Annotated in this window: 13 protein-coding genes; 1 reads left to right on the top strand and 12 read right to left on the bottom strand. The window is 59.4% G+C overall.

Going from position 1 to position 13,543, the window contains the following annotated elements; translation table 11 throughout:
- The first annotated feature begins 138 nt into the window (after positions 1-138).
- The gene (locus tag C9E81_RS10905; RefSeq protein ID WP_122112335.1) at positions 139-429 is read left to right on the top strand and encodes a hypothetical protein; all 291 of its coding nucleotides are present in this window, start codon (positions 139-141) and stop codon (positions 427-429) included.
- Between the two features lie 87 nt (positions 430-516).
- On the opposite strand, the gene C9E81_RS10900 is transcribed toward C9E81_RS10905, so the two are convergent.
- The 12 genes from C9E81_RS10900 to C9E81_RS10845 all read right to left on the bottom strand — a co-directional run bounded on the left by C9E81_RS10900 (position 517) and on the right by C9E81_RS10845 (position 12,876).
- Positions 517-2,223, bottom strand: coding sequence for a hydantoinase B/oxoprolinase family protein (locus C9E81_RS10900; protein WP_122112334.1), 1,707 nt, complete (start codon positions 2,221-2,223; stop codon positions 517-519).
- On the bottom strand, positions 2,216-4,339 hold the full coding sequence (locus C9E81_RS10895) for a hydantoinase/oxoprolinase family protein (RefSeq protein ID WP_122112333.1): 2,124 nt from the start codon (positions 4,337-4,339) through the stop codon (positions 2,216-2,218). Before C9E81_RS10895 ends, C9E81_RS10900 begins: the two co-directional genes overlap by 8 nt.
- A 90-nt stretch (positions 4,340-4,429) precedes the next feature.
- Positions 4,430-5,335 (bottom strand): LysR family transcriptional regulator, encoded by a 906-nt coding sequence (locus C9E81_RS10890; RefSeq protein ID WP_122112332.1) that lies wholly within the window; start codon positions 5,333-5,335, stop codon positions 4,430-4,432.
- Between the two features lie 198 nt (positions 5,336-5,533).
- On the bottom strand, positions 5,534-6,571 hold the full coding sequence (locus C9E81_RS10885; protein ID WP_122112331.1) for an Ldh family oxidoreductase: 1,038 nt from the start codon (positions 6,569-6,571) through the stop codon (positions 5,534-5,536).
- A 196-nt stretch (positions 6,572-6,767) separates the two neighbouring features.
- Positions 6,768-7,439, bottom strand: coding sequence for a GntR family transcriptional regulator (locus tag C9E81_RS10880; protein ID WP_122112434.1), 672 nt, complete (start codon positions 7,437-7,439; stop codon positions 6,768-6,770).
- Positions 7,440-7,590: 151 nt separating this feature from the next.
- A complete protein-coding gene (locus C9E81_RS10875) occupies positions 7,591-8,349 on the bottom strand; it encodes an alpha/beta fold hydrolase (protein ID WP_122112330.1) in 759 nt (252 codons plus the stop codon).
- Between the two features lie 59 nt (positions 8,350-8,408).
- Positions 8,409-9,518 (bottom strand): Zn-dependent alcohol dehydrogenase, encoded by a 1,110-nt coding sequence (locus C9E81_RS10870; protein WP_243698622.1) that lies wholly within the window; start codon positions 9,516-9,518, stop codon positions 8,409-8,411.
- 67 nt (positions 9,519-9,585) lie between these two features.
- Positions 9,586-9,891 carry a DUF6166 domain-containing protein gene (locus tag C9E81_RS10865; protein ID WP_122112328.1) on the bottom strand — a complete coding sequence of 102 codons (306 nt, stop codon included), beginning with the start codon at positions 9,889-9,891 and terminating at the stop codon, positions 9,586-9,588.
- On the bottom strand, positions 9,888-10,082 hold the full coding sequence (locus tag C9E81_RS10860) for a hypothetical protein (RefSeq protein ID WP_122112327.1): 195 nt from the start codon (positions 10,080-10,082) through the stop codon (positions 9,888-9,890). The genes C9E81_RS10865 and C9E81_RS10860 overlap by 4 nt, the downstream gene beginning before the upstream one ends.
- Before the next feature lie 57 nt (positions 10,083-10,139).
- The gene (locus C9E81_RS10855; RefSeq protein ID WP_122112326.1) at positions 10,140-10,511 is read right to left on the bottom strand and encodes a hypothetical protein; all 372 of its coding nucleotides are present in this window, start codon (positions 10,509-10,511) and stop codon (positions 10,140-10,142) included.
- Positions 10,512-10,592: 81 nt separating this feature from the next.
- Positions 10,593-11,378, bottom strand: a complete 786-nt coding sequence (locus tag C9E81_RS10850; RefSeq protein WP_122112433.1) for a sterol desaturase family protein — start codon at positions 11,376-11,378, stop codon at positions 10,593-10,595.
- A 220-nt stretch (positions 11,379-11,598) separates the two neighbouring features.
- On the bottom strand, positions 11,599-12,876 hold the full coding sequence (locus C9E81_RS10845; RefSeq protein ID WP_208021150.1) for an MFS transporter: 1,278 nt from the start codon (positions 12,874-12,876) through the stop codon (positions 11,599-11,601).
- Between the last annotated feature and the right edge of the window lie 667 nt (positions 12,877-13,543).

Raw genomic sequence — 13,543 nt, 5'->3', positions numbered from 1 at the left:
TACGAAAATGGCCCGGCATTTCATACACACCTCCCGAAACCGTGGCGACTCTCGCTTCCGCCAGCAAGTAATCCGCAAAGGCGATATCGCCGCTCAGCAGCTTTCCGCTCGTCACTGAAATCCAGCACGTTGTCGCGAATGAATTTCGCCCGGATGGCGGCCTTCAGTGCCGGCGTATCGAAGTCCGGTTCCCCCAAGCCCGGATCAATCACGTCTTTGCCCGCATCCCGCAAGGTTCCGGCAGTCCGGCCGATCGCCGCCGGGGCAGAAGGCCGGACCGAGCCCAGCAAGCTGGTGGTGCATCTCATCACGTCATGCCCTCATGTTCCGGGCCAGCGCAACCGCTCCACGCGCCAGAATACCTGTATCGGCACCGCACGCAACAAAGCTGAGCCTTTGCTCATGGATCAGGCGGCGGACAAAGTGTGATCCACGGTCCGATCAGGGGTCCTCCCGCCCGGATATCCGCCAGAAACCTGTTGGTCGCCATCGATCCCGGCATGTGACTGCCGCTCATTAATACACCTCTCCCAAACGGGCGCGAGACAGAACCTCGGCGATTTCCTCTTCACTCAGTGCATAATGTCTGCGGGCGAAGTCGGGCGTGATATAACCAAGCGCAAGGTCCCGGCGGACCAGCTCGGGCGACCTTTCGGCAGGCCGGCCATATCCAGCACCGCCGGGCAGGCCCAGCATGACCTTGCGGCCATGCGGCACGAATTGCTTGCCCTTCCCTTTCATCGGCGTGCCGTCATCCTGCGCGATCGTCATGGTCGCTCCTGGCCCTCCGCCTCGCCGTCCCCGTGCGGGATGCTCGACACGATCGAACATCGCCTGAAAATCGAACTCGTGCCCCTCGCGTGCGCCGACCTCCATATATTGACCCAGACCACCGCGAAAACGTCCCGCCCCGCCTGAATCGGGCCGTAATTCCTTGCGCCAGAAGATCACCGGGCCGACCTGCTCGGTTGCCTCGACCGGCATGGTCATCACCCCGGAAGGAAAAGCGGTAGCGTTCATGCCGTCCAGGCCGGGCCTTGCCCCCGCGCCGCCGGAATTGAAGGCCAGCACCTCGGCACGCACCGCATTCGCGGGCGCCGGCGCATCACTGCGCGGCCGCAGCGATACCTGAAAGTTGCACAGGCATCCCGCGCCCTCGGCATGCACCGTCTCGGGCAGCAGTTTGTCCAAAGCGTCATAGACGGTATCGGGCAGCATGTGGCCGATTATATGGCGCAGGCTGACCGGCGCCGGATGAAGCGCGTTGACGATGCTGTTTTCGGGTGCGACGATCTCGAACGGCGCCAGCGAGGCCGCATTGTTGGGGATCTCGGGGGCAATGGCGCATTTCAGCGCATAGCAAGTATAGGCCTTGGTATAGACCAGAGGCACATTGATACCCTTCTTGTCGATGCCAGAGGTTCCTGCCCAATCCGCAACGATCCGATCCCGTTCGAACGCAAGGCGGACCCGCAGATCTATCGGCCGGTCGAAACCGTCGATCTGCATATGACCCTCGGCGGTTCCCGGTGTCAGCGCATTGATCCGCTCCAGCGTAGCCCGGCGCGAATTATCAAGAATGAACTGCGAGATCCCGGCAAGATCGGACAGTTCGAACTCTTCCATCATTGCGACGAGACGGCGATGACCGATCTCGTTGCAGGTGGCCAGAGCGTAGATATCGCCCACCAATTGGTCGGGCTCCCGGACATTGCCGCGTATGATACGGATCAATGTCCGGTCGACCTCGCCCCGTTCGATCAGCTTCATGATCGGCAGGTAAAGCCCCTCTTCATACACGGAGTTTCCGTCGACGCCGAAGCCGCGCCCGCCGATATCCACGATATGCGCGGTGCAGGCAAAGAAGCCGACCAGCCGCCCACCATGGAATGACGGCGACACCACCGTGATGTCATGCAAATGCCCGGTGCCCTCCCATGGATCATTGGTGATATAGACATCGCCTTCGAACATGTTGTCGCGGCCTATGCGGCGAATGAAATGCGCGACCGCATCTGCCATGGCGTTCACATGGCCCGGCGTGCCTGTTACCGCCTGCGCCAGCATTTCGCCCGCCTCGTTATAAACACCGGCAGAGAGGTCCCCGGCCTCGCGAACGCTAGTCGAGAACGACGTCCGCACCAATGCCTGCGCCTGTTCCTCGACAACCGAGATCAGGCGGTTCCACATCACCTGACGGGCCACTTTTCCTGTCTCAGACATTGGCGGATTCCCTTTCGCTGACCCGCGACACGGCGGCGGAGGATTTGACACGGATATCCAGGCAGCCGTCCGGCTGCGCGACAAGTTCCCGGCTGGCGGGCAGTACCAGCGTGGTCTCATCTTCGATCACCACAGCCGGGCCTTCGACACGCTCACCAGCGGCAAGTCCGTCGCGCCGGATGACAGCCGCTTCGGTCATTTCTCCCAACGCGGCGTCGAACAGGCTGCGACACCCGCTGATTTGCGCCGCGCCCTTTTCCTCCATACCCGCAACCGGTTCGCTCGGGGCGGGTTCGGTAAAGGCATTGACGGACCAAACGGTAATCTCTGCCTCCAGGCCCTCGACCGGACGACCGAACAGCTTGGTGTATTCTTCCTCGAACAACGACAGGTAGTTGCCGGCCTCCGGCCTCGTCACATCCTTCTGGTTCAGCACGATGGGGATTTCCCAGCCTTGCCCGGAATAACGCATGTATATCCTGTGCTCGGTCCTGATCTCGGCCTCCGCGTCGCAGCTTTGGACAAAGCGCATCGCCTCGCCCTCCATCTCGTCGAACAGGGCGGTGACCGCCTCGGCATCGAAATGGCTTATCTTCATGAAGACCGAGCGGTTCGCCTCGAAGCTGAAGGGGGCGCGCAGGAAACCGATGGCCGATCCGACGCCGGCTCCCTGCGGAACCAGGCAACGCCGGATGCCAAGCTTCTCGCATAACCGCCCGGCATGAAGCGGTGCCGCGCCCCCGAAGGCGATCATCGTATATTCGCTTATGTCCTCTCCGTTCTCCACGGCATGAACGCGGGCGGCATTGGCCATGTTTTCATCTACGACCTCGGCCAGCCCCCAGGCCGCTTCGATGACCGGCATCGACAGGCGGCTGCCAAGTTCTCCGGACAGCGCCGCTTCCGATCTTTCAGGATAAAGCGGGATCGTTCCTGCGGCAAAATTCGCAGGATCCAGCTTTCCCAGAACCAGGTCGGCATCGGTGACGGCGGGACGCGTCCCGCCACGGCCATAGCAGGCCGGACCCGGCTCGGAACCCGCGCTTTCCGGTCCGACGCGGATTTGGTCCATCGAGTCCACATGGGCCAGACTGCCGCCTCCCGCTCCGATTTCGACCATATCGATCACCGGGATCGAGATGGGCATGCCCGAGCCTTTCTTGAACCGATAGGTCCGCGCCACCTCGAAGACCCGGGCGGTTTTTGGCGCCTGATTCTTGATCAGGCAAATCTTGGCGGTCGTCCCCCCCATATCGAAGCTCAGCACCTTGTCGATTCCGTGACGCGCCGCGATGTCGGCAGCAAACACCGCGCCGCCCGCCGGGCCGGATTCGACCAACCGCACCGGGAACTCGGCCGCCGTCTCGATATCCATGATCCCACCGCCGGAATGCATGAGGAATACCGGGCAATCGGCGCCTTCCTTGCGCAGACGTTCGGCCAGCCGCCCGAGATAGGATTTCATCAGCGGCTTGATATAGGCGTTCGCGATCGTCGTATTGAAACGCTCGTATTCCCGCATCTGCGGCGAGACCTCCGAGGACAGCGAGATCATCGCACCCGGCAGCCGTTCCGAAAGGATCTCCGCTATACGGCGTTCATGCACTCCGTTGACATAGGAATGCAGCAAACCGACCGCGATGCTTTGGTATTCACCGGCCTTCAACTCCTCTGCCAATGCCTCGACCTCGGAATCGTCCAGCGGAATCAGTATATTGCCCGCTGCATCCAGTCGCTCGGTCACGACATGACGGCGGTTTCGCGGTAGCAACGGTTCGGGCAGAACGAGGTTGAGATCGTATTGTTCGAACCGGCTCTCGGTCCGCATCTCGATCACGTCGCGAAACCCTCGCGTGGTGATCAGGGCGGTTTTTGCTCCCCGCCGCTCGATCAGCGCGTTCGTCGCCAGTGTCGTGCCATGAATGATCTGGCCTATCTGAGCCGGCGCGATCTGCGCCTTGGCACAGACACGGTGCATCCCTTCCACGATTGCATCTTCCGGAGCGGCATAGGTGGTCAGCACCTTCGTCGAATAACGCGTCGCACCGATCTCCAGCACGATATCCGTGAAGGTGCCGCCAATATCGACCCCCAAACGTGTGGTGATGCTTGTCATCGTTTCCTCGCATGTCAGCTTTGCGGCAAGCTTAGTGTGATGAAATGATCATGGAAAATTCTTTATTTTGATTATCAGGATTATGAATTCTTATCCTTTACCCGTATCGGGCGGAAATATCCGTCGCGCGATACCGACCGCCTCGCGCAGATAGGTCGGGGCGGGGTCTGACATGTAGCGCGCTGAAAACACAAGATCATCTGGAACCCAACTGTAATTGACCCGCCGCAACCGGCCATCATCGAGAACACCTCCCAACATCGCCGCTGGCAGACAGGCGATCCCCAGCCCATCCAGCGCCATCTGGAGGCAGCTTCCCATATAAGACGATGAGATAAGCCGGACCGATTGTCCTGTCCGGCGAAAATGGTCGTCGATCTGCTTGTAGGCCAGAGAACTGCGGGAATGTGCCAGGATCGGATGCCGGGCAAGCTCCGCATAGCCGATATTTCGCTCGGGCAATCCCAGGCTTGGGGCCGCAACCCAGTAATGCGCGGTTTGCCCCAGTTGCACCGTCCGCCCCGCGACACGATCGAAAGGAGCATTCTGAATGGTCAGATCCAGTGCCCTGTCGAACAGGCTCTCGCTCAGATTCGCGCTCATGTCGACGGTCAGGTCGATATCGACCCCGGGAAAGCGTTCCCGCATCTCCAGCAGGAATTGCGGCAGCCAGGAATGGGCAATCATCTCGCTGACCCCGAGACGAAGCACCCCTTCGAACTTGGTCTCGTCCCCGACAGCGGCAAGAAATCTATCGACGGATTCGAGAATTTCCCGTGCGGGCTTCAAAAGCACTGCGCCACGCGGCGTCAAGCGAACCGAACCTGCGTCACGCTCCATCAGGCGCTGACCGATATGCTCCTCAAGCTGGGCGATGCGATTGGAAATATTCGGCTGCGTGGTGTGCAACCGTTCGGCTGCCCGCCGAAACGTGCCCTGATCGGCAACTTCGACGAAGGCTTCGACATGTTTCAGGTTGAATCGAAAACGTGACATAAGCACCTTGTCCCGGGGAAATGCCGATCTCTGGTTTCCTGCTGCTTATCAGCTTTGCGATGATGATGGCCGCCCAAAAGTCTCTCTGTCGTCTGTCACGATAGCATGCCCGGTCACGACGCCGGAACCATCCGCTGCCGGACAGAGGACCCTCTCGACGGCCTCACGGTTAATGGGGAGCCGGTGCAAGTGCTGTTTTCACATCTTCACCGCCTCAAGCCCCAATGCCTCGAACCGGTCGAGTTGCGCGAACTCCGCCTCGTTCAACACCACACCTTCGCGCAGCGCCTTCTCGCGCGCGGCAAAACGGCGTTGCGAGGGCAGGCGCGCGCCCTGTCCGGAGATCGCAGTCAGAAGCTTCTCTCCCTCGGCAATCGGATCGCGCCCGCTGCGTGCCGCAAATACCTGCGGATCAAGCGCAAGGATCAACGCACCATGACGCGGCAGCAAGGCGCCCCCACCCGTAAACTCAAGTGCCTCGCGACTCATGAATTCGCCGAGCATTGCACCGGATAATAGCTCGATCATGGTCGAAAGCGCCGATCCCTTGTGACCTCCGAAGGTCAGCATCGCACCATCGAGCGCCTCATCGGGATCAGTCGTCGGGTTCCCGTCACGGTCAACGGCCCAGCCTTCGGGAATCGGCGTTCCCGCGCGGCGGTGCAGCTCGATCTCGCCCCGTGCCGCGACACTGGTGGCGAAATCGAACACATAGGGATGTTCGCCCGGCCGCGGCCAGCCGAATGCGAAGGGGTTGGTGCCCAGAACAGGCTCCTTGCCACCCGCAGGCGCCACGAAAGCATAGCTCGGGCACATGGAGACTGCGGCCAGCCCCTCTTCCGCCAATGCTTCCACCTCATGCCACAATGCCGAGAAATGCAGGCAATCGCGGATTACAAGGGCCGCAAGCCCGGTCTCCTTCGCCCTTGCGACCAACGCCGGCTTGGCCGCATTGAAGGCAGGATTCGAGAACCCTCCCCCCGCGTCTACCTCGATCACGGATCGACCCCCGTCATGGATTTCCGGCACCGCTTTCGGTTCGGCCTTCCCCGCCGCAAGCGCACGCAGGCAGCCCTCGATCCGGTAAATGCCATGCGATTTGCAGTTGTCCCGCTCACCGGCGACGATCACCCGGGCCACAGCCTCGGCATTTTCCGGGCTCACCCCGCAATTCTCGAAGATCTTCCGGACCCGTTCAAGGAGCGCATCAATGGTAATGTATCGTTGCTCGGCCATACTCGGTCGTTCTCCTGTATAGAAATGTTATCCGGTCCTGCGCGGGAAGCCCGCCCGTCTCATTCGGCCATATTGGTATAGCTGCCCAAAGGCCTGCCTGTCAGCCATTACCCCGGCCGCAAGACTTGCCTTCCGGCTGTGGACAGCGCGGATCAAAATCCACTATACCCGTTCAACTGCCTTTTCTGGCGCCCCTTCAGACGGTAGAGCGGGTGAATTCAACGATGTAATCGATCAACGCATCCGATTCCGCTGCCGCCAGATCGCTATCGCCCTGCGCGATCGCTCGTGCGACCCGCGCATGCAGATGGGCGCAACGTTCCAGATCCAGGGCTTCGCGATAGTGCTGGAACCAGAACCGCCTTGACATGCCTTGTATACGCCGCATCGCCTTTTCGGCGAACTCGTTACGGCAGGTCTTCAATATTGCCTGATTGAACTCGAGATCGAGACGCATGAAGGCAGCATCGTCGCGGGTTCGGGCGGTTTCCGCCAGTTGATCCGCAAGCTTTGCAAAGGCTTCACGCTCTGCAGGAAGCGCACGCATGGCGGCCTTGCGGGTGCAAAGCCTTTCCACCTCGCGCCGCAACTCCAGCAAGAGCAACTGCCTCGACGGATTGATTTCGGAAACCAGGATACCGCGCCGGGGCAGAACATTGATCAATCCCTCGCTGGACAACCGCTGCAGGGCCTCACGGACCGGGGTGCGGCCGATCCCCAGCTCTTCGGCAAGTTGAGCCTCCGACAGCACCTGCCCCGGGCTGAGATGCAGGGAAACAATCATCTCCTCGATCTGTTTGTAGGCACGGTCGGTGAGGGTATCGCCGCCTTTCCGACGCCGGCCCGTGGCTTTTTTTTCTGAGCTCATGGAGTCGATCGTATTCATCCTGTCGATGACCTTCCCGGATAGTGCATCTGTTCGGATCTTGTGTCAGCGGCGCCAAGTATTCAAGATAAGTTCCTATGATATGTTAATAATATTTTTATTTACAGCCCGGCAGCAGGTACTCACTCTTCGCTCAGACAGAGCTTTCGCAGGAATGCGCGAAGCGGCGGAGTTCGGCAGCAAGGCGTTCAGGCGCATAAGCCATCGGAACATGCCCGCAACCATTCCAGATTTCGAGCTGCGCCTCGGGGATAGCTTCGGCCATCATTCGGGCATGACTTACCGGGCATTCGGGATCCTCCGCTCCGTGAAGCACCAGCACCGGGAGGTCGATAGCGCCGAGATCATCGCGATAGTCCGCGTTCCGCGCATCCATCCACGATCCGGCCACCGCTATATCTGTTGCTGTTTCGGACAGTTGCAACCGTTCGGCCCGTGCCGCAGCACTCGCCATCACTGCCCCATATGTATCGCCGCTGAACCAGGTTGCGTCATTGCCGCCTGTTGCCATCAGATAGGGGCTGCCGCTGATCAGGGCCAAGCCGATCAATCCGCCGGTCCCATATGTCCGGAGATATTCAAGAGCCACAAGACATCCCATGCTCCAGCCGACCAGAACGACCGGCCCTCTTACGGCGCAAAGCACCGCATGCAGGTCACCGGCAAAGGCCGCCATGCTATAGGCTGCCGGATCGTCCGGTGAGAATGACCCCGCGCGCCCCCTCAGATGGGGTGCCAATACGTGCCGCTCGCTTGCCAGAGGCTGCATGACAGGCACCCATACCGATGCTGTTCCCTGGATGCCGTGTATCATCAGCAGGGTTGCCGTGCCTTTGCCCACCGGGCCCGCAGTCAGGCAATTCAATACACCGCCAGGAATTGTCACGATCATCGGCAGGTTTCTCCGCTGTTCTTGCGATGGGCAGCGATGGGCGGCCCCCGGAATGGATATCAGCCACCGAAGGTAAGCACCGTCCGGATGGTATTTCCGGCTTTCAGCGCCTCGAGCCCCCGATTGATGTCATCAAGTCCGATGCGCTGCGAAATCAATCCGTCCAGTTGCAATTGGCCATCCAGATAGGCCTGACAAAGATAGGGAAAATCGCGATGTGGCCGTGCGCCCCCATAACTGGAACGGCGGATCCGCTTTTCCTGCATGAGCGAGCCCCAGCGAAAGGATACATCCCTGTCTATATCTGTCTTGCCCAGCCAGATGACCTGCCCACCGGGGCGCACAGCCTCCATCGTCAGGCGAAAGGCGGATTCATTGCCGGCCGATTCCAGCACCACGTCGACCCCGCGTCCGCCAGTCTGCGCTTTCGCCACGGTCACTGCGTCGTCGATGCCGGAATTGACCAGCAGGTTGGCGCCCATTTGACCCGCAGCCTCAAGGCGGTTTTCCCGCAGGTCGACGGCGATTATCGTTTTCGCCCCGGCAAGGACAGCGCCCTGAATGGCAGCCAGGCCGACCGCTCCGCAGCCAATGACCATGACCGACATACCTGGACGAATTTGCGCGACGTTGAGCGCTGCGCCAACCCCGGTCATGACACCGCAGCCAATCAGGGCGGCTTGCTCGAAAGGCATTTCACGGGGGATCGGAACAGCCTGCTGATCCTGCACGACACAATATTCGGCAAAGGCGCCAAGATACATCAACTGATGCAGGTCACGCCCATCGGTCAGCCGTATCCTGGGCGATCTGTCAAAGGCGAATCCGGCAGGTGTATTGGCCTGATAGGTCTCACACAGGATTGGCAGGTTGTCATTGCAGTAAAAGCAGCTGCCACAATGGGGATTCCAGGACAGGATAACATGATCACCGACCTGCACCCCTCGTGCCTCGGGGCCAGTCGCCTCGACTATTCCCGCGGCCTCGTGGCCCAGAACAACGGGAAAGGGCAGCCGAAGCGACCCTTCGATGACTTCAAGATCCGTATGGCAAAGCCCTGCGGCACATATCCTGACAAGGACATCCCTCGCAGCCAGATCGTTCAGCATCACCGTTTCGGTTTTCAGCGGCGTTTTTACCGAGTGCAGAACCGAGGCATTGAATGTCATGCTCACGATATTCCTCCTCCGGCTGGACGGTCATTTTCACCGGGCGAGCGCTTGGCATCATCACATCTCATCCTGCGGCTGCTTCATTTCGTTCTATGAACATGTCGACATCCGCGGATGTCATTTCCCATTCATTGCCGAAATTGGCGGTAGCCTGTTTCATGAAATCTTCCGAAAGCCGGCGGGATTTGTCCAAGTCACCCGTGTGATCGTAAAGGATCGCGAAGGCGAGCTGCACCGCCGCCGCCCCCTCAAATCCCCATTCGAAATCCGCATCGGTGAATTTCACTGCTTCGGTATGTGCGGGCAAATCCTGCTCATCGACCGTTACGACGACACCATCGATAGTGCGGTCACCCATATAGATCTTCATGCTTTTCTCCCGCCGCCACTCTTGCTGCGCATCACCTCTGGGAAGATCCAAAGCGAAAACACACTGAACGGGCCAAGAAAAGCCAAGGCCCATTGCGGGCCGGTTTGGCCGAGATGGCGCATGAAGACCCATCCGGCGATGGCGGCGACAGCCACCATGACCGACAAGCCCAGTTTTATCGTGAAAGGCATGAGGGTTTCTCCTGGTTTTATGTGCTGGAAAGAACGGGCAACTACAGGCTGGGGCAATCAGAAGGATGCCCCGAGGATCAGGGCGGATACGCCCAAACCAAACGTCACAATGGCCAACCCGGCCAGCCCGTCGCGCCATTTCCCGGGCCAGATGTTGAACAGTCCCGGAGTGAACAGAAAGGCCATCCCACCAGCGATAACCATGCTGGTCCAGCGAAGATGGCCGAGTCCGAATGCTACGGTGCCGCCAAGAACCAGCAGCAGAAGCGTGGTATTGACACCGATCAGCCCCAGCCCGAGCGGGCGTGTCAGTTCCGGTCGCGTGGAAAGTGGAAAGACGCCGCTCAGCACGAAAATGCCCAGACTTCCGGCGCTGGCGAGAAACACAAAAATGCACAGAGCGGCGAGATTTGGTTCGATCATGTCCATGGTGATATCCTTTCCGGGTTTCAGCGGGCCCTTTGGCGCACCGACATCCCATTCATGTTTCCGGATCGGGTTCCGGGCAGGTTATTCGCCCGGATGGCTCACCGCCGCCTGCACCGGCTTGCGCGAGGTCTTGCGCATGTCCTTCCGGACATGACTGGTGTCGTAACCATTGAAGAGATGCCCCAGCAGGCCGCGATCCAGATCGGATGTGCCGAACAGCCAGTCCATGATCGGGAAGGTCAGATTCATGTTTCGCTCCATCATCAGGGACTGGTCGTGATGGGCGGTGTGATGGCGACGGTTGGTATTGATGAAGGGCATGTTCCGGACGAACCAGTTCTCTTCCACATGGCAGCAGAAATGCATGAACTCGTAGATCATGTAGATGCTGGTGGTCGTGGTGATGAACAGCCAGCCGACATTGGGCGTGATCAGGTTCCCCAGCACGATGGCCCCCGGAATCGACATCAGCGTGAAAGCCGCCAGCGCGTAAGGGGGAAAGAAGGTGACGCGATAGTCCTTGTGGTCCGCGAAGCGCATTTCCGCTTCGGTAAAGAACTGATGATGCTGAAGCGTATGCCGGTTGTAGACGGCCCGCGCGATAGGATTCTTCGATGGTCTGTGCATGACATAGAGATGCAGCCACCACTCGAAGAAATTGCAGAACAGGAAGACCACCGGAACGGTCAGCCATTCAAGCAGCGTCACCTGATCGAGATTCGAGACATAGATGTAAAACGCCGTAAGGCCGATCGCGTAGATGATCACGATATGCAGGAACCCGTTGTACCAACCTGCCACCCGCTGCCTGTAGTTGGCGCGATACTGCCGCTGACGGTCCGTCATTCTCGTGTCTTGCAGTTCCATGATGACCTCCTCGAGTGATTCCATATTTTTAATATATCAGTAATATTTCTAATGCAAGCGCAACAGCGGCAGATATGAGCGATCTGCTGTCTTCGGATGCATGGTTTCAGGGCAAGAGATATTGCCGAGCGATCTTGCTCCCGGTTGATTGCTCGGCAATCCCCGGATCCCGCCTGCTGGCAAGGTTCCAACTCTTGGCGAACAGGCATTCAGGCCCGGGTTAATGTGAAATCGCTTCCAGTGATTTGCCTTTTGTCTCGATGCCGAACAGGCCGATGGCCAAAGCCGCGAGAACAAAGGAACCCGCCCCAAGCGCAAAGACACCGCTATTGCCCAGCACAGGAAGGACGACCCCGATCACATAGGGTCCAAGCAATGAGCCCACCCTGCCGATAGCGGAGGCACATCCCGCCCCGGTCGCACGCGAGCGGGTCGGATAAAGCTCGGGCGTGTAGGCGTAAAGAACGGACCACATCCCGAACAGAAAGAACTGCATGATCAATCCGCAGGTGATCAGCATCGTGGTCGAGGCGGCGTTTCCGTAGGCATAGGCGGCAACCGCCGAGCCGATCAGCATAAGAACTGCGGTCGGTTTCCGCCCCCATCTGTCAAGCAGAATCGCAGCTGCAATGAAACCGGGAACCCCGGCGAGAGAGATGGTGATCGTATAGACCACCGATTTGCTGACGCTATGACCCGCTTCCTGAAGCAGGGCGCTCAGCCATGTCGTCAGGCCGTAATAGCCAAGCAAGGCAAAGAACCACACTGTCCAGATCATCATCGTGCGGGCCGCATAGCCATTGGACCACAATTCAAGGAACGAAAACCTCCGCTCACCGCGGGCTCGCGCGGGCAGCGGCTTGGGATCCGCGAGTTTCTGGCCAGATGGCAGGCGCTTGGCGACATTGGCCTCTATCTGGCCCATGACCTTCTCTGCCTCGTCCAGTTTACCGCGATCAGCCAGCCATCGCGGGGATTCGGGTACGAAGATCCGAATGACGAACAGGAAGACGGCAGGCACCGCCTGAAAGAGAAACATCGTGCGCCAGTCGAAATATGTCAGGAAGAAGAAGCTGAGCAGGCCCGCGACAATGAATCCGATTGGCCAAAACCCTTCCAGAATTGCGAGATAGCGCCCCCGTTTCAAAGCTGGCAGGAACTCCGATACGATGGCCAGCGCCACCGGAAACTCCATACCCATGCCGAAACCCAGCAGAAACCGGGCATAGCCGAGGATCTCTGCGGTTGGCGCATAGGCACACCAGACACTGCCGAGCCCCCAGAATATCATGCTGATCTGGAAGACCAGCTTTCGTCCAAGACGGTCCGCAGCCATCCCCGCGATTGCGGCCCCCAGGAACATGCCGATGAAACTCATGCTGGACAGCAGGCCAGCCTGCGCCGTCGTCAGGCCGAACTCGGTGCGGATCGATCCCAGAAGAAAGGTAAGCGATCCCAGATCAATCGAATCGAATAGCCAGGCTGTTGCGATGATCATGAATATCATCCGCTGATACCCTGTCATCGGCAGCCGTTCCAGGCGAGCGGCGATCATGACATCGGAAGCGGTGTGCGTCGCAGGCCGCGCCGGCATTGCAGCGGGCCCGATATCAGTAGCTGTTTCTGACACGTGAGGTTCCTCCCATTTCGCCCGCACACATAAACAAATCCACAACTAACATTCAATAAATATATTAGTAGTAATCACACACGGAATTCCTGCACCGGCAAAACGGCGCCGAAGAATGCGGTGATTGTGCGCTCACTGATACAGCCCGCCTTGACGAGCCAGTCATTGAGAAAAGATGAGTGAAAGACCCGAAGAATGCTGCAATTCGTCAACGGGACGAGCAAATCAGAGCGACCCCGTCGCCGCATAAGGCAAAGGAGGGCGCTTTCCTGTTCCAGTCGTAGGCGCGGGCATTCGAATGGATTACTCATGCCGCCACGACAATCGCGGCGGCTATGCGTCATCGCTCGGGCGGCCGTCTCTGGGTAAGCTCATGATCGAGGCCGGCCGCGCCCCGTAAGGTCGGAACCATCCGGATAGGTCAGGCTGTCAACGGGACGGATGAATAAGGGGAACCTGCCCCGATACCTTCACAGGCCGGCCAGACCCCACTTGGGTCTCGCCCCTGACCAGCCCGGAAGCAACGTCTATCCGA

Origin of the sequence: Paracoccus alkanivorans (assembly GCF_003697785.1) — a bacterium.
GTDB classification, from domain to species: Bacteria; Pseudomonadota; Alphaproteobacteria; order Rhodobacterales; family Rhodobacteraceae; genus Paracoccus; species Paracoccus alkanivorans.
Note: the sequence above shows the minus strand (reverse complement) of the source record. Positions and strands in the feature narration are given on the sequence as shown.

Excerpts from the sequence above, each read along its gene's own strand:
- C9E81_RS10905 (WP_122112335.1), top strand. The coding sequence starts at position 139 with ATGAATTTCGCCCGGATGGCGGCCTTCAGTGCCGGCGTATCGAAGTCC.
- C9E81_RS10900 (WP_122112334.1), bottom strand. The coding sequence starts at position 2,223 with ATGTCTGAGACAGGAAAAGTGGCCCGTCAGGTGATGTGGAACCGCCTG.
- C9E81_RS10895 (WP_122112333.1), bottom strand. The coding sequence starts at position 4,339 with ATGACAAGCATCACCACACGTTTGGGGGTCGATATTGGCGGCACCTTC.
- C9E81_RS10890 (WP_122112332.1), bottom strand. The coding sequence starts at position 5,335 with ATGTCACGTTTTCGATTCAACCTGAAACATGTCGAAGCCTTCGTCGAA.
- C9E81_RS10885 (WP_122112331.1), bottom strand. The coding sequence starts at position 6,571 with ATGGCCGAGCAACGATACATTACCATTGATGCGCTCCTTGAACGGGTC.
- C9E81_RS10880 (WP_122112434.1), bottom strand. The coding sequence starts at position 7,439 with ATGAGCTCAGAAAAAAAAGCCACGGGCCGGCGTCGGAAAGGCGGCGAT.
- C9E81_RS10875 (WP_122112330.1), bottom strand. The coding sequence starts at position 8,349 with ATGATCGTGACAATTCCTGGCGGTGTATTGAATTGCCTGACTGCGGGC.
- C9E81_RS10870 (WP_243698622.1), bottom strand. The coding sequence starts at position 9,518 with ATGACATTCAATGCCTCGGTTCTGCACTCGGTAAAAACGCCGCTGAAA.
- C9E81_RS10865 (WP_122112328.1), bottom strand. The coding sequence starts at position 9,891 with ATGAAGATCTATATGGGTGACCGCACTATCGATGGTGTCGTCGTAACG.
- C9E81_RS10860 (WP_122112327.1), bottom strand. The coding sequence starts at position 10,082 with ATGCCTTTCACGATAAAACTGGGCTTGTCGGTCATGGTGGCTGTCGCC.
- C9E81_RS10855 (WP_122112326.1), bottom strand. The coding sequence starts at position 10,511 with ATGGACATGATCGAACCAAATCTCGCCGCTCTGTGCATTTTTGTGTTT.
- C9E81_RS10850 (WP_122112433.1), bottom strand. The coding sequence starts at position 11,378 with ATGGAACTGCAAGACACGAGAATGACGGACCGTCAGCGGCAGTATCGC.
- C9E81_RS10845 (WP_208021150.1), bottom strand. The coding sequence starts at position 12,876 with ATGATCATCGCAACAGCCTGGCTATTCGATTCGATTGATCTGGGATCG.